Here is a 22,763-nt window from a genome sequence, read left to right as displayed (position 1 = left end):
CATAAAATTAAAAAAGTAAAAGGTGAAAAACAAAACTTTCCACCTTTTACTTCTTTCGGGCTGCTATATGAGCGCCTGTTTCAGCACTTCGTCGTTGGTCTTCACGTAATGGAAGGTCAGTCCGTCGATGTATTCGGGCTTGATCTCGGCGATGTCCTTGCGGTTCTCCTCCGAGAGGATCAGCTCGTTGATCCCGGCGCGTTTGGCCGCCAGAATCTTCTCCTTGACGCCGCCCACCGGCATCACACGGCCGCGGAGCGTCGTCTCGCCCGTCATGGCGATACGATCCCGGACTTTCCGCCCCGTGTAGGTCGAAACGATCGAGGTCACCATCGTAATGCCGGCCGAAGGGCCGTCCTTCGGGATCGCACCCTCGGGGACATGGATGTTGATGTCGTTCTTCTCGAACAGTGCGGGGTCAATGCCCAGCTCCTTGCTGTGCGCCATCACCCACTCGTGGGCGATCGTAGCGGACTCCTTCATCACATCGCCCAGGTTACCCGTAAGGCTGACCTTGCCCTTGCCGGGCGTCAGCACCGACTCGATGTAGAGGATGTCGCCGCCGACCTCCGTCCAGGCCAGGCCCGTCACAACGCCTGTCATGCCGCCCACCTCGTACTCCTCCTTGAGGAACTTGGGCATGCCGAGGATCTTTTCGACCTCCCGGGCCGAAACCTCCGGGGCAAACACCTCGTCGAAGGCGATCTGCTTGGCACGGGCGCGGGCGATCTTGGCCAGCAACTTGTCGAGCGAGCGGACACCCGACTCGCGGGTATAGCCGGCGATGATGCCTTCGACTACCTCGGGGGCCATCGTGAGCTCCTGCTCCTTGATGCCGTGCGCCTCGCGCTGCTTGGGCAGCAGGTGGTCGAGGGCAATGCGCACCTTCTCCTCGATCAGGTAGCCGGGGATATTGATCATCTCCATGCGGTCGCGCAGCGCCGGTGCGATGTTGGCGATATTGTTGGCCGTGGCGATGAACAGCACTTTCGACAGGTCGTACTCCATGTCGATGTAGTTATCGTGGAAGGTGGTGTTCTGCTCCGGGTCGAGCACCTCGAGCAGCGCGCTCGACGGGTCGCCGTGGTTCGAAACGGTCACCTTGTCCACCTCGTCGAGGATGATGACCGGGTTGGACGAACCGCAGCGCTTGATGGTCTGGATGATCCGTCCCGGCATGGCGCCGATGTAGGTGCGGCGATGCCCGCGGATTTCCGACTCGTCGTGCAGGCCGCCGAGCGAGATACGCCCGAACTTGCGGCCCAGCGCCGCCGCCACCGACTTGCCCAGCGAGGTCTTACCCACACCCGGAGGGCCGTAAAGGCAGAGTATCGGGGATTTGAGGTCGCCCTTGAGCTTGATGACGGCCAGGTGTTCGAGGATACGCTCCTTGACCTCCTCCAGCCCGAAATGGTCGCGGTCGAGCTGCTCGCGCGCGCAATTCAGATCGAGATTGTCCTTGGTTACCTCGTTCCACGGGAGTTCCAGCAGCAGTTGCAGGTAGGTCATCTGCACCGAATATTCGGCCACGGCGGGATTCAGCCGCTCGACCTTCTGCAACTCTTTCTCGAAGGTTTCGCCGACCTCCTTGGGCCAGTTCTTCTTCTTGGCCTCCTCGCGCATCTTCTCGATGTCGGCATCGGCGCCGTCGCCCAGTTCGTCCTGGATCGTACGCATCTGCTGCTGCAGGTAATAGTCGCGCTGCTGCTTGTCGATCTCCTGCTTCACGCGCTCCTGTATCTGGTTCTTCAGCTCGGCCAGCTGCTGTTCGCGGATCAGTATTTCGAGCAGCTTGCGGGCTCGGGCCAGCAGGCCGGGGGCCTCCAGCAACGACTGGCGGTCTTCGTCCGTAAGCTCCATGTTCGAGCAGATGAAATTGATGATGCCGCGCTTGGAGTCGATGTTCTTGATGGCGAAGGCCGCCTCCTTGGGCATCGACGGCGAAACGTTGATGATGTTGAGCGCCACGTCGCGGATCGAATCCACGAGGGCCTCGAACTCGATGCTCTTCAGGTCGGGCGTCGTATCGCGCAGGGCGGTCACCCGGGCCCGGAAATAGGGCTCGGTCGTTATGTATTCGCGTATTTCGATCTTCTCCAGGCCGTTCAGGATCACCGTGAGGTTCCCGTTGGGCATTTCGAGGATTTTGATGATGCGCGCTGCGGTGCCGACCTTGTACATGTCGTCCGGCGCGGGGTCTTCGACGTCGCTCTCGCGCTGCAACACGGCGCCCAGGATGCCGCCTTCGGCATTCACGGCACGTACGAGGCTGATGCTCTTGTCGCGTCCCACGGTGATCGGGGTGATCGCACCGGGGAAGAGCACCGAACTGCGCAGCGTAAGGATCGGGATGATCTCCGGCACTTCGACCTCCTCGGCAACCTCGTCGCCGCCGGTCACGATCGGAATCACGTGGTGTTTGCCGTCGAGCAGCTCGGGAAGCAGGCTCGCATCTTCGACTTCGATGGTTTCGATTATCTTATCTTTTTTACTCATAGTTTACAGATACAAATATATAATGGTGCAAAGGTAACGATTTTTTATAGATATTTATTTTATCTTTGACAGAATGTTAATAACTTTGCAGGCCAAATAACGAAGCAAAACATTCACACCTTTCCTTTATGCAAATCGCTGATAAATATTCGCCGCAGGAGATCGAACAGAAATGGTACGACTACTGGATCGACAACCGGCTGTTCCATTCGGAACCCGACGGACGCGAACCCTACACGATCGTCATCCCGCCGCCCAACGTGACCGGCATGCTCCACATGGGGCACATGCTCAACAACACGTTGCAGGACGTGCTGATCCGCCGTGCCCGCATGTCGGGCAAAAACGCCTGCTGGGTGCCTGGCATGGATCACGCGTCGATCGCCACGGAGGCGAAAGTCGTGGCGATGCTGCATGAAAAGGGCATCGAGAAGTCGTCGCTTTCGCGCGAGGAATTCCTCGAATACGCCTGGGAGTGGAAGGAAAAATACGGCGGCATGATCCTCAAGCAGCTGCGCAAGCTGGGCGCCTCGTGCGACTGGGAGCGCACCTGCTTCACGATGGACGAACCCCGCACCGAGAGCGTCATCAAGGTATTCTGCGACCTTTACGAGAAAGGCAAGATCTACCGCGGCGTACGCATGGTCAACTGGGATCCCGCGGCGCAGACGGCGCTGTCGGACGAAGAGGTGGTATTCAAGGAGTCGCACGGCAAGCTCTACTACCTGCGCTACATGGTCGAAGGCTCGGACAAGGCGGTCATCGTCGCCACGACGCGCCCCGAAACGATCCTGGGCGACACGGCGCTGTGCGTCAACCCCAACGACCCGCGCTACGGCTGGCTGCCGGCCGGGGCGCGCGTCATCGTACCGCTGGTGAACCGCGCAATCCCCGTAATCCGCGACGAATACGTCGATATCGAGTTCGGTACGGGCGCGCTGAAAGTGACCCCGGCGCACGACGTGAACGATTACATGCTGGGCGAGAAATACAACCTCGAGGTGATCGACATCTTCAACGACGACGGCACGATCAACGACAAAGTGGGGCTGTACGTCGGCATGGATCGTTTCGACGTCCGCAGAAAGATCGAAGGCGACCTGGCGGAAGCCGGCCTGCTGGAGAAGACCGAGGATTATACCAACAACGTGGGCTATTCGGAGCGCACGGGCGTGGCCATCGAGCCGAAACTCTCGATGCAGTGGTTCCTCTCGATGGGGCAATTGGCCGAACCGGCGACGAAGGCCGTCATGGAGGACGCGATCCGCTTCGTGCCCGAAAAATACAAGAACACCTACCGCCACTGGATGGAGAACATCAAGGACTGGTGCATCTCGCGCCAGCTGTGGTGGGGCCAGCGCATTCCGGCCTGGTACCTGCCCCAAGGCGGCTTCGTGGTGGCCCCGACGGCCGGGGAGGCGCTCGAAAAGGCGCGTGCGAAAACCGGCGACGCCTCGTTGCAGCCGTCCGACCTCAGACAGGACGACGACGTGCTGGACACGTGGTTCTCGTCGTGGCTGTGGCCGATTTCGGTCTTCGACGGCATCCGCAACCCCGGCAACAGGGAGATCAGCTACTACTACCCCACCAACGACCTGGTGACGGGCCCCGACATCATCTTCTTCTGGGTGGCGCGCATGATCATGGCGGGTTACGAATACCGCGGCGAAAAACCTTTCGGAAACGTCTATTTCACGGGCATCGTCCGCGACAAGATCGGCCGCAAGATGTCCAAGCAGCTGGGCAACTCGCCCGACCCGCTCGACCTGATCGCCAAATACGGCGCCGACGGTATGCGCATGGCGATGCTCATCTCCTCGTCGGCAGGCAACGACGTGATGTTCGACGAGGCGCTCTGCGAACAGGGACGCAACTTCGGCAACAAGATATGGAACGCCTACCGCCTGGTGAACGGCTGGTCGGCGGACGGCAATGCCGCACAGGACGAGAACAACCGTCTGGCGGTCGCATGGTTCCGCCAGACGCTCGGCGTCGCTTTGCGCCAGATCGCCGACGATTTCGGTTGCTACCGCATTTCGGAGGCGTTCAAGACGACCTACAAGCTCTTCTGGGACGATTTCAGCGGCCTGTACCTCGAGATGGTGAAACCCGCCTACGGGCAGCCGATCGACGCGCCGACGTTCGAAGCCACGCGCACGTTCTTCGACTCCCTGATGCGCGTGCTGCACCCCTTCATGCCCTTCGTGACGGAAGAGATCTGGCAAGACCTCGCCCCGCGCAAAGAAGGCGAGTCGATCACCGTCGCCCCGATGCCCCAGCCAGACGAAATCGACGGACAGTTGCTGGCGCGGTTCGAGCTGGCCAGGGAGGTGATCTCCTCGGTGCGTAACGTCCGCAACCAGAAGAACCTGCCGCAGAAGGAAGCGCTGACGCTCAAGGTGATCGCCGACGAAAACTACCCGGCCGAGTACGCCCCCGTGATGCGGAAAATGGCCAACCTGACGGCCATCGAGACGGTGACGGAGAAAGACCCGGCGGCCGCAGCGTTCATCGTCAAGACGACGCAGTACTTCGTGCCGATGGCGGGCAAAATCGACGCCGAAGCGGAACGACGCAAACTGACGGACGAACTGTCCTACCAGGAAGGGTTCCTCGCGAGCGTAATGAAAAAGCTCTCGAACGAGCGTTTCATGCAGTCGGCCCCCGAGAAGGTGGTGGCCAACGAACGCGCCAAGCAGGCCGACGCCGAGGCCAAGATCGCGGCCATCAAGGCGCAACTGGAAGCCCTTTCGTAAAAAGGACGGACATGCCTTGTCCCGAATTCCTGCGGGGTTCGGGACAGGTACTTTCCACCGCGGCCATGCCGCAGACGAACCATACCCGCACCGCAGGGCCGGGTTTAACGACAACACGATTTGCCGACAATCACCATATATACCGACGGCTCGGCGCTCGGGAACCCCGGGCCGGGAGGCTACGGCGCGGTACTCCTTTCGGGACAGCACCGCAAGGAGCTGTCGCAGGGATTCCGCCTGACGACCAACAACCGCATGGAGCTCATGGCTGTCTGCGTGGCACTCGAGGCGCTCAAGTTCGACGGGTCGGACGTCACCGTGTACTCCGATTCGAAATACGTCGTGGACGCCGTGACGAAAGGCTGGCTCTTCAGCTGGGTGAAAAAGCGGTTCGCCGGTAAGAAAAACCCCGACCTGTGGATGCGCTTCCTGCGCGTGTACCGGCATCACAACGTCCGCTTCGTCTGGGTCAAGGGGCATGCCGACACCGTGGAGAACAATCGCTGCGACCAACTGGCGGTCGCTGCCGCCAACGACAAGGCGCATTTACTGGAAGATACGGGTTACGAACCCTGAAAAGGGGCGGACAGCATGTCTGCCCCTTCGTTTTTTTCGGTTCTAAACTCCCCGGAACTTCGCACTTTTAAGCCGGGAATTCCGAATTTCACATTATTATTCCTATCTTTGTCACGATTATCACATAAACTGCAAATAATCCGCCCGTAATGTTTAAAATATACATGAGGCTTCTGGGTTTCGCCCGACCCATCCGCAAATACGCCATCCCCTATTTCTTCTACTCGCTCTTCTACGCACTGTTCAATTCGCTCACGTTCCTGCTGATCATGCCGATCCTCAAGACGATGTTCGATGCGGATTACACGTTCGTATACGTGGAGAAACTCCCCCCGCTGGCGTTCAACCAGGAATACCTGACGGCGCTGTTCAACTTCACCTATTCGCACCTGTTCAACGAATACAACCCCGAAAACGTCCTGCTGCTGCTGGCCATCGTCACCATCTTCGTGAGCCTGCTGAGCAACCTGTTCCGCTACATGGGCGCATGGACGGTCGAGAACATGCGCACGCGCACCCTGCAGCGCATGCGCAACGAGATGTTCTCCAAAGTCGTGGACATGAACGTGGGCTATTTCAGCGACCAGCGCAAGGGCGACATCATCTCGAAAATCACCTCGGACGTCGGCGTGGTGCAGTTCTGCATCACCAACACCTTGCAGGTGGCTTTCCGCGAACCGTTCCTCATCATCGGCTATACGGTCATGATGGTCGCCATCTCGTGGGAGCTGGCACTCTTCTCGGTGCTTTTCCTGCCCGTCGTGGCACTGATCATCGGCAGCATCGTCAAGCGCCTGCGCCATCCCGCACGCACAAGCCAGCAGCGCATGGGCGAACTGGTCTCGACACTCGACGAATCGCTCTCGGGCATCAAGGTCATCAAGAGCTACAATGCCACGGGCTACGTCAAGCAGAAGTTCTACGACCTGAGCGAAGACCTGGCGCGGCTGACCCTTTCGATGGCCCGCCGCCAGCAGCTGGCTTCGCCGATGAGCGAATTCCTGGGCATCTCGGCCGTAGGCGTCATCCTGGTATTCGGAGGTTCGCTCGTATTCAAGGACGCGCTCAGCCCCGAAGGCTTCATCGCCTTCATCGCCATGTTCTCGCAGATAACGCGCCCGGTGCGCACGTTCATCGACCAGTTCTCCAACATCAACCAGGGTATCGCCGCCGGCGAACGCATCTTCTCGATCATCGACGCCCAGAGCGAAATCCAGGACAAGCCCGGGGCGATCGAACTCGACGGGCTGAAAGACAAGATCGAATTCCGGGACATCCACTTCTCGTACGACGGCAGCCGCGAGGTGATCGAAGGCATCTCGTTCGAGATCAAGCGCGGCGAGACCGTGGCCCTGGTAGGCCCTTCGGGCGGAGGCAAGTCGACCCTCAGCGAACTCATACCGCGTTTCTACGACGTGAAGGCGGGCGACATCCTGATCGACGGGGTCTCGGTGCGCGACTACACGCAGGACAGCCTGCGCGCCCACATGAGCGTCGTGGCACAGGACACCGTGCTTTTCAACGACACCATCGAAGGCAACATCGCCATGGGCAAGGCCGGGGCCACGCACGACGAGATCGTCGAGGCGGCCCGGATCGCCAATGCCGACTGCTTCATACAGGAAGCACCCGAAGGCTACCAGACCAACATCGGCGACCGGGGCGTCAAACTCTCGGGAGGCCAGCGCCAGCGGCTTTCGATCGCACGCGCCGTGCTGAAAAACCCCGAGATACTGATCCTCGACGAGGCCACCTCGGCCCTCGACACGGAGAGCGAAAAACTCGTGCAGGATGCCCTCAACAAGCTGCTCGTCGGCCGCACATCGGTGGTTATCGCCCACCGCCTGTCGACGATTCACAACGCCGACAAGATCATCGTCGTCGACCACGGCCGCGTGGCCGAGCAGGGCACCCACACCGAACTGCTCGCCAAGGGCGGCATCTACGCCAAGCTGATCGAATTGCAGTCGTTCGACTAAAAATGCCGGCATGTACCGATGAGAGGCGAGAAGGAGAAGATGCTGGCGGGCGAATGGTTCGACCCGCATGACGCGGAGCTGACGGCCGACCGCGACCGTGCCACGCGCCTGATGCATCGCCTCAACGTCGAATGCTGCGGCCACGGCGACGACTACCGCACCACACTCGGGGAATTGTGCCCCAACGTCCGCGGGTTCATCCGCGAACCTTTCCACTGCGACTACGGCTACAACATCCACATGGGCGAAGGTTCCTTCGTCAATTTCGACTGCGTTTTCCTCGACCTGGCACCGATACGCATCGGCTGCGGGACGCTCATAGGCCCCAAAGTGCAGCTGCTCACGGCGCACCATCCGTTCGACGCCGCGACACGCGGGACGGCCCTCGAAGCAGGCAAGCCCATCGTCATCGGCGACCACTGCTGGCTGGGCGGCGGAGTGATCGTATGCCCGGGCGTCACGATCGGCGACAGGGCGGTCGTCGGGGCCGGGTCGGTCGTCACACGAGATATCCCCGCGGATTCGGTCGCAGCAGGCAACCCTGCACGTATCATCCGCCCGCTCTAAATATCCCCAGACATCCCATTGCACCATGTTCACACCCGACACCCCTAATTTCCAATCCCTGATGCTCATGCTGGACGCCGCCCACATGGGTTGGTGGAAAGCGGATTTCCAGGCCGGCGAACTGCATGTCTCCGAATATATTGCCAAGCTGCTGGGGCTCGACGGCGACAAAGTCCGGATCGGGCAACTGACACACCTGGTTCGCGAAGACTACCGGATGCCGATCCACAACGAATTCATGGCGCTCAAGGTCGACAGCAAATTCGACAGGACGTTCCCGATCGAACTTCCCGAGGGCGAAGTCTGGCTCCACGCCCAGCTCGTCGGACGGCAGACCGACCCCGCAACGGGTACGCACCTTTTCGGCTACATGCAGCGCGTCCCCGTGCACGACCGGCGCGAAGCAGAAATCCTGACGCTCGAAAACAACTACCACACGGTCGTAAAGGAAAACAAGCATATGGACGTGCTGCTCGACCACCTGCCGATCGGATATTTCCGCATCCGGCTGCTTTACGACAGCGACGGACGCGCCATCGACTACCTTTTTCTCTCGGTCAACCGCGCGGCGCAGCAAATCGTGGGGATAGAACCGGACGCATATATAGGCAAGACGGCACGCGAGACCGGGCACCCCGTCGATGCCCATATCGACAAACTCGCGCACATCCGCCTCGGCAATTACAAGACCGACGAATGGTTCGCAAAAAAAACCAGGCGCCATTGCCGCAGTTTCCTGTACAATACGCCCAACGACGGAAGCGAGATTGTGATCCTGATCCTCGACATCACCGACGCCATAACGGCACACAAGGCACTGGACGAGCAGGAAAAACTGCTGCGCAACATCATCCAGAACGCCCCCGTCGGCATCGAGATCTACAACGACCGGGGACGGCTCATCGACATCAACACCTGCGACCTGGAGATGTTCGGGGTGAAAGATCCGGGCAAAATACGCGGGCTCAACCTGTTCGACAACCCTAATTTCCCGGAGGAGACGAAAATCCGCATCCAGCACGGCGAAAGTGCGGATTTCACCGCCCGTTACGAATTCGGAAAACTCGGCGGCTACTACGAAAGCACGCGCCCGGGGCATTTCGACTGGACGGGGCGCATACGCTGCCTGTACGACGACCGGGGCGAACTCACCCACTACCTGCTCATCAATATCGACAACACCGAGTTGCGGCAGATCCAGAACCGGGTTTCGGAGTTCGAAGCCCTGTTCCGCATCATCTCCGAATATGCCCAGGTAGGATATGCCAACTACAACCTCTACAACAAAGAGGGCTATGCGCAAAACGTATGGCTGCGCAACTACGGGGAGGCCGACTCGGCGCAGATCGTCGACGTGATCGGCAAATACCGCCACATCCACCCCGAAGACCGCAAGCCCCTGCTCGACCTGCTGACCCGCTTCTCCGCGGGTGAAGTGCAGTCGGCAACGGCCATCTGCCGCGTGCAGCACGACGACGGACGGAAAACATGGATCAAAACCCACCTCATCTGCCGGGACTACCGCCCCGGCGAACAGGTCATCGACATGCTGGGGATCAATTACGACATCACGGCACTCAAGCAGACCGAACAGGAGCTGATCGCCGCCAAGGAGCGCGCCGAAGAGTCCAACAAGCTCAAATCGGCCTTCCTGGCCAACATGAGCCACGAAATTCGCACGCCGCTCAACGCGATCGTAGGCTTTTCGGAACTGATGGCTACGGAGGCCGATCCCGACCAGCGCAAAGAATTCGCCGACCTGATCCTGGTAAATAACACCCTGTTGTTGCAAATCATCTCCGACGTACTCGACCTGGCCCGGATCGAATCGGGACGCATAGAGATCGTCCGTACGAAATTCGACGCCCGCGATTTATGCCGCGAGGTGGCCGAGACATTCCGCCTGCAAGTCGCCGAAGGGGTCGTCCTGCGGCTGGAAGACAGCCTGCCCCGGCTCCAGCTCGAGGATTACAAGCAGGGACTGCACCAGATACTCGGCAATTTCGTACGCAATGCCGTGAAATTCACGACAAAAGGTTCGATAACGATCGGGTTCTCGCAACGCCCCGGATGGGTACGGTTCTACGTCCGCGATACGGGCATCGGCATCCCCGAGGAGGAACGCGCCAAGATTTTCGACCGGTTCTACAAGGTCGACACCTTCACGCAGGGCACCGGGCTCGGGCTGCCGATCTGCAAGAACATCGCCGAACAGCTCGGCGGCCGTATCGGCGTCGATTCCGCCGTCGGCGCGGGGTCGTGCTTCTGGGTCGAAATCCCGGCCGGAAAATAGCCCGCTCCGGGCAGATGCCGCCACGGACGGAATAGGTGCAATTTTGCACGCTTTTCAAATCTTTTTTATATCTTTGCAAGTTGTCGGAAAAAGAGGAATCTTTCCGGCACTTCCGGCCATGCCGGCGTACGACCCCGAACGAAATAAAAAACACATATACCATGAAATTCAATGAGTATAAAGGCCTCGACCTGGCCCAGATAGCCGCCGACGTGCTCGGCGAATGGGACGCCCGCGACACATTCCACAAGAGCATCACCACGCGCGAGGGGCACCCCGCGTTCGTATTCTACGAAGGCCCCCCGTCGGCCAACGGGATGCCGGGCATCCACCATGTCATGGCCCGCACGATCAAGGACGTCTTTTGCCGCTACAAGACACAGCAAGGGTATCTCGTGCACCGCAAGGCGGGCTGGGACACGCACGGGCTTCCCGTGGAGCTGGGCGTCGAAAAGAAGCTCGGCATCACCAAGGAAGACATCGGCAGGAAGATTTCGATCGAGGAGTACAACCGCACCTGCCGCGAGGCCGTCATGGAATTCACGGGGGCGTGGGAAGACCTGACCCGCAAGATGGGGTACTGGGTCAACATGGACGATCCGTACATCACCTACGACAACAAATACATCGAGACCCTGTGGTGGCTGCTCAAACAGCTTTTCGACAAGGGGCTGCTCTATAAGGGCTATACGATCCAGCCCTACTCGCCGGCTGCGGGCACGGGGCTTTCGACGCACGAGCTGAACCAGCCGGGCTGCTACCGCGACGTGAAGGACACGACGTGCACGGCGCAGTTCAGGATCATCCGCGACGCGAAAAGCGAAAAGCTCTTCGGCGACGCCGAAGGGCCGCTCTATTTCCTGGCGTGGACGACCACGCCGTGGACCTTGCCTTCGAACACCGCGCTGGCCGTAGGCCCCGCGATCGAATACGTGAAGGTCAAATGCCGCAACCCCTATACCGACGAACCCCAGACGGTCATCCTCGCTAAAGACCTCGTCGCATCGTACTTCTCCAAGAAGATGGAGGGAACCTACCAAATCACGGGCGAAAGCTGGATGGGGCCCGAACTGGAGGGGATCCGTTACGAGCAGCTGATCCCCTGGGTAAAGCCGACGGGCGACGCATTCCGTGTGATCGTAGGCGACTATGTGACTACGTCGGACGGTACGGGCATCGTGCACATCGCACCGACGTTCGGCGCCGACGACGACCGTGTGGCCAAGGCCGCAGGCATCGCCCCGCTGTTCATGGTCGACAAAGCCGGCAAAAACCAGCCGATGGTCGACAAGCAGGGCAAGTTCTTCGTACTCGAAGACCTCGACCCGGAATTCGTAAAAAACAACATCGACGTCGAAAAATACAAGGAGTATGCAGGCCGCTACGTCAAGAACGCCTACGACCCGGAGATCGCCTGCGATGCCGAGACAACGCTCGACATCGACCTGGCCGTGATGCTGAAAGCCCAGAACAAGGCGTTCAAGATCGAAAAGCATACCCACTCCTACCCCCACTGCTGGCGTACGGACAAGCCGGTGCTCTACTACCCGCTCGATTCGTGGTTCATCCGCACCACGGCGCTGCGCGAGCGGATGATCGAGCTGAACAAGACGATCCGATGGAAACCCGAATCGACCGGGACAGGCCGTTTCGGCAAATGGCTCGAAGGGCTGGTGGACTGGAACCTTTCGCGCTCGCGCTTCTGGGGCACACCGCTGCCGGTATGGGCTACGGAGGATTACTCGGAGCTGAAGTGCATCGGTTCGATCGGGGAGCTGATGGGCGAGATCGAAAAGTCGATCGCCGCGGGCTTCATGAAGGAGAACCCCTACAAGAATTTCAAGGTCGGCGACATGTCGAAGGAGAACTACTCGACCCGCAATATAGACCTGCACCGCCCCTATGTGGACAATATCGTACTCGTGTCGTCGAAAGGCGAGCCGATGAAGCGCGAAAGCGATCTGATCGACGTATGGTTCGACTCGGGTGCCATGCCGTACGCGCAGCTGCACTACCCGTTCGAGAACGGCGGCGACTATTTCAAGTCGGTCTACCCGGCCGATTTCATCGCCGAGGGTGTCGACCAGACGCGCGGCTGGTTCTTCACGCTGCATGCCATCGCCTCGATGCTCTTCGACTCGGTAGCCTTCAGGAACATCATTTCGAACGGGCTGGTGCTGGACAAAAACGGCAACAAGATGTCGAAGCGCCTGGGCAACGGCGTCGACCCGTTCGAGGTTCTCGCAACCTACGGGGCCGACGCTACGCGCTGGTACATGATCTCCAACTCGCAGCCGTGGGACAACCTCAAATTCGACCGGGACGGCGTGGACGAAGTACGCCGCAAGTTCTTCGGGACGCTCTATAACACCTACTCGTTCTTCGCACTCTACGCCAATGTGGACGGATTTACGGGCAAGGAGCCGGAAGTTCCCGTCGAAAAACGCCCGGAGATCGACCGCTGGATCATTTCGTTGCTCAATACGCTCGTCAAGGAGGTAACCCGCTCGCTCGAGGATTACGACCCGACCCCGGCGGCACGCGCCATTCAGGAGTTCGTGGGCGAAAACCTTTCGAACTGGTACGTGCGCCTGAACCGCAAGCGCTTCTGGGGCGGCGGTATGAACGACGACAAACTGGCGGCCTACCAGACGCTCTACACCTGCCTGGAGACTGTTTCGATGCTCGCGGCACCGTTCGCACCTTTCATCACCGACCGTATCTTCCGCGATCTGAATGCCGTCAGCGGCCGCCACGCGGACGAGTCGGTACACCTCTCGACTTTCCCGAAGGCCGACGAAAAGCTGATCGACGCCGACCTGGAGGAGATGATGTCCCTGGCACAGCGCGTATCGTCGATGGTGCTCGCCCTGCGCCGCAAGGTGTCGATTAAGGTGCGCCAGCCGCTCACCAAAATCCTCATCCCGGTGCTCGACCCGGCCATGGCACAGCATATCTCGGCCGTGAAAAACCTCATCCTGAACGAGGTGAACGTCAAAGAGGTCGAACTGATCGAAGACACCACGGGCATCATCACCAAACGCATCAAGCCCAACTTCAAGACGCTGGGCCCGCGCTACGGCAAATACATGAAGCAGATCGCCGCCATGACGGCGGAGTTCTCGCAGGAGCGTATCGCCCAAATCGAAGCCGCGGCCCAGACCGTACTCGACCTGGGGGATGAAAAAATCACCGTGACCCCGGCCGACTTCGAGATCACCTCGGAGGACATGCCGGGATGGCTGGTAGCATCGGAAGGCAAACTTACCGTAGCGCTGGACATTACGCTGACGGAAGAGCTCCGGGCGGAAGGCGTGGCACGCGAGTTGATAAACCGCATCCAAAATATCCGTAAGGACTCGGAATTCGAGGTAACGGACAAGATCCGCGTCGAGATCGAACAGAAGGAGCTCGTGGCCGGCGCGATCGCCAAATATGCCGGATATATCGCATCGCAGACGCTCGCCGTCGAGGTGAAAGCGGCCGCACGGCCCGAAGGCGGCGTGGTCGTGGATTCGGATGTCGACGACGAGCCGATCCGGATCGCCGTAACACGTATCTGACGGGCGGGCCAAGGCGGCAAATCCGCTTCGGGAACGGCAAATGCGTCTTGCTGAGAACGATATAAAGGGTGCGTCCGGACGATATCGTAGATAACGATATAAAATTTGGTGTTTACGGAAAAATTGTTTAATTTTACATAAAACCAACAAGGAGAAGACGACTATGGCAGACGAAAGAACCAGATACAGCGACGCCGAACTCGAGGAGTTCAAGCAGCTCATCCTGAAAAAGCTTGAGAATGCGCGCGCGGACTATGAGCTGCTGCGCGCCACTATCACCCACACGGCCGATAACGACACGGAGGATACCTCCCCGACGTTCAAAGTCCTCGAAGAGGGCGCAGCGACCCTCTCGAAAGAGGAGAGCGGACGTCTGGCGGCACACCAGATGAAATTCATACGGAACCTGGAGATGGCCCTCGTGCGCATCGAAAATAAGACCTACGGCATCTGCAAGACGACCGGCAAGCTCATCCCCAAGGAGCGGCTGATGAAAGTGCCGCATGCTACCGAGTGCATCGAAGCCAAAGAAGGGCGCAGGTAAACCTGCAATCCGGATATGACAGAAAAAAGACGACTTTCGGGGTCGTCTTTTTTATTCGGGCCCGGCCGTCTGTCCCGGCACATGCCCGCCGACAGGCAGCCGCTATGTCAGCCGCAACGGCTGCTGGATCGACAGTCTTCACAAACAGCCGCAATGACAGCTGCCTTAGCAGGTGCATTGTCAGTCTCAACGGCAGGGCAGACCGGCACCCGAAACCTCCCGTTTTTTGCCAAGGGTAACTCCTGCGGGCCAGAAACTGTATTTTAGCAGGTTCAGGCGCACTTTTTCATCAAAAAATACGTTATCTTTGACGATATGTATCGCCGGATTTGCATACTCGTGCTGACCCTCCTCGCTGCGCAAAGCGTCTGTTTCGCCCGCACGGTCAATCCCGGCATGCGGGCGCCGGACAGGGTTTCCCCCGGCGGATTCTCCCCCGACAGCCTGAACACGGCGACCTCGGAGCGCAACCAGCGCCTCTACGACAGCATACAATCCAAAACCAACCGCCGCGCAGTTCCGCGCATGCTTTACAGGATGCTCTTCGTCAAACCCGTACTCGATACGACGATGAACGGGCGCGTATTGGACGAAAGCAGGTTGCTGGAACCTTACGCCGGGAAAACCGTAGGCGACATCACCATCGAGCGCATGATGCCGTTCGACTCATGCGGCAACTGGTTCGAGCGCGCAGGCAACAAAACCCACATGCTGACCCGCGAACGGGTTATCCGGCGCGACCTGCTGTTCAAGCCGGGCGACAAGTTCGATCCCCAGCTGGTCGTGCGCAACAAGCAACTGCTGCGTTCGCGCCCCTACATCTCCGATACCGAGGTGATCGTCGTACCCGACTCGCTCGATTCGACGCGCGTGAACATGGTCATCCGCGCGCGCGACAGTTGGACGATCAGCATCGACGCAGGCATACACGGCGAAGGGCGCACCATGGTCGGGCTTTCGGACGCCAACATTTTCGGCACGGGCAACACCCTGAAAATCAAGACCAATTTCAGCCGCAGGGATTTCTCCTACGGCGGCAACATCGTGGAATACAAAATCCCCAACGTGCTGGGGACATTCTACACGGCCGACTTCTCGGCCGGCCGCGACTTCTACAACTCGGAACTGAACCTCGGGCTGCGCAAGGAGTTCATCCGGCCGACGGACTACGAGATCGGCCTCACGTACAGCGACATAAAATCGAAACGCTACATGGTCGACCTCGACACCTCGCTGCTCGTGAAAGTCCGCAACCTCGACGTATGGGGCGGCAAGTCGCACTACATCCGCTCCATCAAATCGAGCGTCTTCCTGACGGGCCGTTACAGCTATGCCCGGTTCAGCCGCCGCCCGCCCGTCACGGCCGACTACAACCCCGCGCTGCACGACCACGACGCCATGCTCTTCGGCGGGGGGCTCTACCGGGAAAAATTCTACACGGCGAACATGGTCTACGGATTCGGTACCCGCGAGTATCTGGCGACGGGTTACAAAGCCGAGCTGGTGAGCGGCTATTCGTGGGGCGAGTTCAACGACGAGATGTACCTCGGCATGTCCTACCAGACCGGCGGCTTCCGGGGGATGGGCTATATCATGGGCGGCTTCACGCTGGGAAGCTACATCGACCTCAAAAGCGGCATGTGGCGCCACAGTGCCGTCGACGTAGACCTGAAGTGGTTCTCGAACCTGTTTCTGTTCCGGCGCAGCCGCATCCGCCAGTTCCTGGCGTTCAACTACACGCAAGGCTGGAACCGGGGCGAAGGCAGCGACGAAATGATCCGCTTCACCCACGACAACGGGTTGCAGGCGCTCAAAGAGTACGTCACCGGAACCAACCGCATGATCCTCAACACGGAAACGGTGGTCTTCACCCCCTACCAGCCCCTCGGGTTCCGCATCGCGGTATTCGGGTTCGCAGACTTCGGACTGATCGGCTATTCGCCTAACATTTTCAAAAACGATTTTTTCACCTCGTTCGGAGTGGGTGTACGGCTCCGCAACGAGCGGCTCGTATTCAACACGGTGCAGATCCGCCTGGGAATCGCCTTCGGCAAACGCGGGTTGGTCGAGAGCGAATATTTCCGCCTGTCGAACGCCACGCGCGTCGAACAGTACCGCTACCGCCCCACCCGCCCTGAGATCGTAGGGTTCAAGTAAGCGCAACGCGCCGCAACAGGCCCGCAAGCGAAAGCCGCAGGCATGAAAAAACGGAGGCCACGGCCCCCGTTTTCGCCATTCCCCGCCCGGGGAGCGTCATTGCTCGACGATCTGTCCCGTCTCGTCGATCGTCAGCACCCGGTCGTATTGTTTGACCTTGGCTCTGAAATCGTGGAAATCTTCGGCCTCCTGGTACTTGCAGGGAACGACTTCGTTCCCCTGCCGGTCGATATACCCGTACCCGAGCCCCTTGATGAAGACACGCGCCAGTCCGCAGCTGAACGGATAGGCCTCGTGGTACTTGAGCGGCACGACCAGCTGACCGTTCGTGGCGATATAGCCCCAGCGGGCATCGTAGAAATCTTCGGCATTGGTACCGAAGCGCATCACGGCGGCACGCATCTCGCTGAACTCGGCGGCATCGTCCCACTTGGCCGGTATCACTTCGCGTCCCTCGGTGTCGATATAGCCGCAACGGGGCTCCATACCCTGGAAATTCATGCCGTAGAGGTCGGTATTGAAAGGCGCCAGCCCGTCGTTGAACCTGCCGATGCGTTTATAGCGGAACGAGCTGACTTCACCGCCGTTGCGGTCGACAAGCCCGAAATTGACATTGTTGTAGCTCACCACGGCCACCCCGCCCGAGAAGGGCCGCGCCACGGAGAAACGGGGCGAAATAGCCACATTTCCCTTGACATCGACATACCCGTAATTGCCGAACTGTTCCAGCCTGAACGCAGCGAGCCCCTCGCCCGGGGTGTCGAGGTAGTAATAGCGGCACGGGATCGTCTCGTGCCCCAGCGTGTCGATAAGTCCCCACTGGCCGCCGTAGGGCTCGTCGCGCAGCACCATGCTGCCGCCGTAGTTCGTCCGGGCATAACCGTCCCTGAAATCGGAAATATAGGAGAAGAAACAAGGCAGCACTTCGCGCCCGTCGGCGCCGAGGAAGCCATGTTTGCCGTCGCTCGTCACGGGGATCAGCCCGTAGGCGTTCGGCTCGCCGATCAGGTTATAGGCACAGGGGACTACCACCTCGCCGTCTTGGCGCAGGACGCCCCATTTACCGTCGCGCAGGACACGCATCCAGCCACGTTCGTCGGGTTCGCCGATCTCGGAATAAAGGCAGGGGATGATGGTTTTCCCCGTTTTGTCGATACGTCCCCAGAGCTCGCCGGCCTGCACCCAGGCCATGCCGTCGTCGAACGCCCCGGCCACCGTAAATTGCGGAGCCACGACCGCCCGGCCTGCGGTATCTATATAGCCCCACAGCCCTTCGGGCTCCTGCACGGCGGCCAGTCCGTCGTCGAAACTCCGGGCATCGGCATAACGGCATTCGATGACCAGCCGTCCCGTCCCGTCGACATACCCCCAACGGCCGACCCCTTCGTTGATATCGAGCACCGCAGCACGGTTATCGTTCACGGATCCGACCTCGGCATATTTGGCCGTGCGCTGCTCGAATGTCCGGCCGCATGAAACGAGCGTTGCGACCGTAAGAAAAAATAGCAGGCGTTTCATAGCTTCTGTTTTGTATTTTACATGCAAAGATAACTTTTTCCATCCTAATTCTGCAAGTTTCACGCCCGTATCGCATGGCCGACGAAAAAACCCGGGGCAGCAGAACCGTCCCGGGCACGAACTTTTTATACTTATGGCCTGCTTATTTTTTCCTGGTCGTAATCTCGATGACGCCGTTGCGGGCTTTCCTGCCGTATTTCTCGACCGCCGAGGCATCCTTGAGTACGGATATGTTCTCAATCCGGCCGGGATCAAGCCCCTCCAGTTTCTTGGTATCCTTAAACACCTTGCCGTCGATCACGACAAGGGGTTCCTCCCCCTTTTCAAACGGCGACTTGCCCGATCCGCGGATCACGATCGTACTGCTCTTCAGCGTACCGGCATCCTCTGTCTGCTCCATATGTTCGGCGACCTTGCGACGGATCTCGACGCCGGCTGCCGTCGACCCGGCCTCGGCAGCTTTCGCCAGGGCAGCCTGTACCCGGGGGTCGGCCAAATGCGCCTGCGCCTCCTGTATCTGCTTCTGCGCCTCTTTCCACTCGTCGCTGGCCATATACTTGCGCACGGCCTCCTCCTGCTCACGGACGGCTGCGAGTTGCGCGGCAGACAGCCTGCGTGCCGAAGAGAGTTCCTTCTGTGCCTTGTCGAGTTCGGCCTGAGCCTTTTTCCACTCCTCGCCCGACATATATTCGCGGGCAGCCTCCAGTCCGGCACGGGCAGCCTTCATCCCTTCCTCTGCGGCTTTGAACCCGGCTTCCGCGGCCTGGGTCGCCTGCCCCGGCGACAGTCCGTCAACCTGCACCGCGTCCGGTTGCGTCTTCATGACGGTCACGCCCCCGTCGTCAGTGACGGTCACCCGGCTCTGGCTGACGACAGTCTTCTTCCCGTCGCTGCCGGTAACGGACACGACACGTCCGCGGGTTTTCGTACCGGCGTCGATCCCGGCCTTACCTGCGGGCACCGTAGAACTGCCGACCACCCTGACATCCGACATCTTCCCGGAACCGCGCACCACGACCTTGACAGAGCCGTCCTCGGCGTCGACCGAATAATCCCGCGCACCGGCGGCGGCATCCTTCGTCGAAACGACCACTACGCCGTTCCTGCCTTTCTCACCGTACAGGGCTTCTGCCGAAGCATCCTTGAGTACCGTCACCGAAGCGATCCGGTCAGGCGACAGTGTATCTATCGACGCCACCTCGAGGCCGTCGACCACGAAAAGCGGCTTGCCGGATTTTCCGTCTGAAGAGTAAAAATTCGCCCCTTCGATGCGGATCGAAACATTTTCTTTTTTACCTTTGTCATCGGGAAAAACATAGGCGGTGCGGGCGAACGCCCCGAGGGCAAGCCCCGTCAACGGCAGCAGGAAAAGCACCCTGGCCCCTGCCCACCGCGACGATCTTTTACGTAACATCATGGTAATACGGTTTTTAAGTTTACTGTGATTAAAGCTGTTGGCGACTGAGTACCACCTCCCGCCGGCAGCTTTCCTTATTAATAACAACTGGTATTGCCGGGCGTCGACGCCGCTGTCCAGCACCGCCTCGTCGGCTTCGTATTCATGGATGGCGCGCAACTCACGGCGCAGGAGCCACATCGCAGGATTGAACCATTGCAGGCACCCCGCAAGGTCGGTCACCAACAAGTCGAACGAGTGGCGCAGCCTCAGGTGAGCCTTCTCATGCAGCACGATCGCCTCGCCGTTCTCGGCCAGATCCTTTTCCGACATCACGATATACCGGTACCAGCTGAACGGTACGACCGGCTGGTCGGTGCGTACGAGCACGGAACCGTCGCGCAATCGCTCCCTGTGCCCCCGGCGGATCATGTGCAATACGCCGCATACCGACCCGAGCGTCCATAACAACGCAGCGGCGGCTCCCGCAAGGAAAGCGGCCGTCGCCGCCTTATCCCACGGGAAAGGTTGGGATTCCGGCTCCGCGGACGGGGCGTAGCCCGCATCCTCCGTCACCGGGAGTTCCGGCATGGCCGGGAGTTCGCGATAGACCGTAATGACACACAGCGGCAACACGAACGACAACACCATCGCCGCCAGCACCACGATCCGGTTCAGGCGGTGGAAGGTCTCACGGCTCAGCAGCAATTTGAAGAAAAGGTAGAACACCGCCAGGCAGGCGCCGACCTTCAGGCTGTACAGCATCAGTGTGTACATGGCTAACGACGGTTTTGGGTTTCGATACGGTCGATCAGCTCGCGCAGTTCGTCGACCGAGATTTTTTCCTCCTCGACCAAGGCGGAAACGGCCCCGAGGTAGGAGTTCTCGAAATATTTGCGGATGACCCCGCCCAGCGTGCGGCGCGAAAATTCCTCCTCGGTCACCACCGGATAATACTGGTAGGTACTCCCGAAGGTATTGTGGGCGACATACCCCTTGGCTTCGAGGGCGCGCACCATGGTCGAAAGCGTATTGAAATGGGGCTTGGGTTCGGTGGCGAGCGCCACGAGCTCGCGTACGAAAAGCGGGCCGTGCTCCCAGAAGCAGCGCATCAGTTCCTCTTCCCTGCGTGTCAGTTTTTCCATCATACCGGTTTTGGTTTCTGTTATCCGCCCTGCTCCGATCGGCCGACAGGGCTTACGGGAACAAAGGTAACTAAAAAAACTTCACCCACAACTATTTTAAATAGTTTTTCAACTATATTTTTTAGTTTCACTCAAAATGCAGCAGAAATACAGGCAGGGAAAGGAGCGGAAAAAAGCAGGGGAAGAAGAGAGAGGAGCCGGGAAAAGGCAGGGAGAGATTGGAAAAGATGATTATACAGACCGGCAAGCGTGGAAGTGCTCGGCAAGGTCAGAGGGGTGGAAAAGAAAGGTCGGGAAATGAAGAGGAAAACAAAAAGCCCCGGCTATTTCAGCCGGGGCATATGGATACGGGTACCAACGGGGATTAATCCTCGTCGCGGTACATGTGCTCTACGTAAACAGCGTGCTGCATCGCCTCGCGCTTGGCGATCGAAGGCTTGGTGAAATATTGGCGGCGGCGGAGTTCCTTCAGGACGCCCGTGCGCTCGTATTTACGTTTGAACTTCTTCAGGGCGCGTTCGATGTTTTCGCCCTCTTTTACCGGCATGATAATCATAGTAGTATTCTTTTTTTTGTTTTTTTAATATCGTCGTTTACTTAAATTCCTCCGGGGTTCGCATCACCTGATACCTCGCCCCATATCGTGTCGTTGTCCGTATCGTCAGCCCCGCTTCGGGTACCGAACCGCAGGTAAGGAGCCAGCCGTGCTGCCTCTTCGCGGGTCAATATGTTGTCTTCAACCAATTCCTCAGCGGTACTCCAACCTCCTTTCAACTGTCTTGTTTTAAGTAATTTCCGAAGCTTCTGCGGCGGAATATACGGATGCTGCCTAAGGACTTTCGGGGTTGCAAAGTTAATATCAATTTTCCGAATTTCACAACTATCGCAGCAAATTTGTTTCAAAATTTTCTCATAATTGCGTTCCGTGACTCCCGGAACCTCTGCGAGTTGCTCCAGACGGACAAATCCGCCGAGCCTCGCGCGGTAGTTCATGATCGACACCACCGTCCGCGCTCCGATCCCCACCACGCCACGCAGCGTCGCGGAATCGGCCGTATTGATCTCCACGGGTTCGTCGACCGGCGCAGCTCCGCGCTCGGGAAAGATAATATAGGGTTCGAGCGCCGCAGCCACCGAATCGCTCACGACATAGCAGGCGCGCAACTCCTCCATGTCGTAGATCCCGCTCAGGTCGCGCCAGCGGATGAAGGCCTCGGCCTGCCGCTTGGACAACGCCCCGATGGCCCGCAGGTAACGCGCCCCCACGGTGTCGATGCGAAAGCGCGTGGGCGGCATGGGTTCGGGCACGACACGCCCCGTGCGATACTGCCGGGGCGCGATGGCGTATTTGCGCCCGATACGGATATAGGGAGCCAGGCGGCGGTAGAGCGAATCGCTGATGCCGTAGCAAAGCGTCACATCCTCCGGGATGCGGAAGATCTTCCCCGCGGCACGGTATTTCAGCAGGCTCACGGCTTCGTGCTTCGACAAGCCCAGCCGCCGAAGTCCGTCGTAGTCCACGGTATTGGGGTCGAACGGCCGCAGGTCGACCGAATCGGCCCGTCCTTCCATCTCCATCCCGGCCACAAAAGCCGCTTCGGGATCGGCCTTCGGGCGCAGGAGCACGATGCCGCCTATAAGCAATCCCGCCAGCGGCAGGAATACCGCCACGGCGCGGATTTCACGGTCTGAAAAAAATTTTGCCATATGCAGAAACTATTTATCACCGGTCATCCCCCGGCAGGATGCCCTGAAAACAACCCCGGCGGCACG

The 22,763-nt window shown here is 59.3% G+C and carries 14 protein-coding genes; 8 read left to right on the top strand and 6 right to left on the bottom strand.

The window, feature by feature from the left end; genetic code table 11:
* Positions 1-63: 63 nt before the first annotated feature.
* The gene (gene lon / locus B3C38_RS05400; RefSeq protein WP_022333397.1) at positions 64-2,496 is read right to left on the bottom strand and encodes an endopeptidase La; all 2,433 of its coding nucleotides are present in this window, start codon (positions 2,494-2,496) and stop codon (positions 64-66) included.
* A 128-nt stretch (positions 2,497-2,624) separates the two neighbouring features.
* Between lon and B3C38_RS05395 the strand changes: the two genes are divergently transcribed.
* The 8 genes from B3C38_RS05395 to B3C38_RS05360 all read left to right on the top strand — a co-directional run bounded on the left by B3C38_RS05395 (position 2,625) and on the right by B3C38_RS05360 (position 16,931).
* A complete protein-coding gene (locus B3C38_RS05395) occupies positions 2,625-5,252 on the top strand; it encodes a valine--tRNA ligase (protein ID WP_286726085.1) in 2,628 nt (875 codons plus the stop codon).
* Positions 5,253-5,372: 120 nt separating this feature from the next.
* Positions 5,373-5,828 (top strand): ribonuclease HI, encoded by a 456-nt coding sequence (rnhA, locus tag B3C38_RS05390; protein ID WP_055204612.1) that lies wholly within the window; start codon positions 5,373-5,375, stop codon positions 5,826-5,828.
* Positions 5,829-5,977: 149 nt separating this feature from the next.
* Positions 5,978-7,807, top strand: a complete 1,830-nt coding sequence (locus B3C38_RS05385; protein ID WP_055204611.1) for an ABC transporter ATP-binding protein — start codon at positions 5,978-5,980, stop codon at positions 7,805-7,807.
* A gap of 18 nt (positions 7,808-7,825) precedes the next feature.
* On the top strand, positions 7,826-8,374 hold the full coding sequence (locus tag B3C38_RS05380) for a sugar O-acetyltransferase (RefSeq protein ID WP_022333393.1): 549 nt from the start codon (positions 7,826-7,828) through the stop codon (positions 8,372-8,374).
* Between the two features lie 25 nt (positions 8,375-8,399).
* Positions 8,400-10,667: an ATP-binding protein gene (locus tag B3C38_RS05375; protein ID WP_286726080.1), complete on the top strand. Its 2,268-nt coding sequence runs from the start codon at positions 8,400-8,402 to the stop codon at positions 10,665-10,667.
* A gap of 161 nt (positions 10,668-10,828) precedes the next feature.
* Positions 10,829-14,230, top strand: a complete 3,402-nt coding sequence (gene ileS, locus B3C38_RS05370; RefSeq protein WP_286726078.1) for an isoleucine--tRNA ligase — start codon at positions 10,829-10,831, stop codon at positions 14,228-14,230.
* A gap of 163 nt (positions 14,231-14,393) precedes the next feature.
* A complete protein-coding gene (locus B3C38_RS05365) occupies positions 14,394-14,774 on the top strand; it encodes a TraR/DksA family transcriptional regulator (protein ID WP_009598700.1) in 381 nt (126 codons plus the stop codon).
* 315 nt (positions 14,775-15,089) lie between these two features.
* Positions 15,090-16,931: a hypothetical protein gene (locus B3C38_RS05360; protein WP_277088528.1), complete on the top strand. Its 1,842-nt coding sequence runs from the start codon at positions 15,090-15,092 to the stop codon at positions 16,929-16,931.
* Between the two features lie 96 nt (positions 16,932-17,027).
* Here B3C38_RS05360 and B3C38_RS05355 read toward each other — a convergent pair whose 3' ends face one another.
* The 5 genes from B3C38_RS05355 to B3C38_RS05335 form a co-directional block, all read right to left on the bottom strand.
* A complete protein-coding gene (locus B3C38_RS05355) occupies positions 17,028-18,449 on the bottom strand; it encodes a WG repeat-containing protein (protein WP_286726070.1) in 1,422 nt (473 codons plus the stop codon).
* 142 nt (positions 18,450-18,591) lie between these two features.
* Complete coding sequence (locus B3C38_RS05350; protein ID WP_286726067.1) at positions 18,592-20,622, bottom strand: M56 family metallopeptidase; 2,031 nt, start codon at positions 20,620-20,622, stop codon at positions 18,592-18,594.
* A gap of 2 nt (positions 20,623-20,624) precedes the next feature.
* Positions 20,625-20,990 (bottom strand): BlaI/MecI/CopY family transcriptional regulator, encoded by a 366-nt coding sequence (locus B3C38_RS05345; RefSeq protein WP_117506847.1) that lies wholly within the window; start codon positions 20,988-20,990, stop codon positions 20,625-20,627.
* A gap of 364 nt (positions 20,991-21,354) precedes the next feature.
* Positions 21,355-21,546, bottom strand: a complete 192-nt coding sequence (gene rpsU, locus B3C38_RS05340) for a 30S ribosomal protein S21 (RefSeq protein WP_018695187.1) — start codon at positions 21,544-21,546, stop codon at positions 21,355-21,357.
* Positions 21,547-21,587: 41 nt separating this feature from the next.
* A complete protein-coding gene (locus B3C38_RS05335) occupies positions 21,588-22,697 on the bottom strand; it encodes a helix-hairpin-helix domain-containing protein (RefSeq protein WP_278735393.1) in 1,110 nt (369 codons plus the stop codon).
* Positions 22,698-22,763 lie beyond the last annotated feature (66 nt).

It is taken from the genome of Alistipes sp. UBA1686 (assembly GCF_002320215.1).
GTDB classification, from domain to species: Bacteria; Bacteroidota; Bacteroidia; order Bacteroidales; family Rikenellaceae; genus Alistipes; species Alistipes onderdonkii.
The sequence above is the reverse complement of the archived record's forward strand: the minus strand, read 5'-3'. Positions and strand labels throughout refer to the sequence as shown.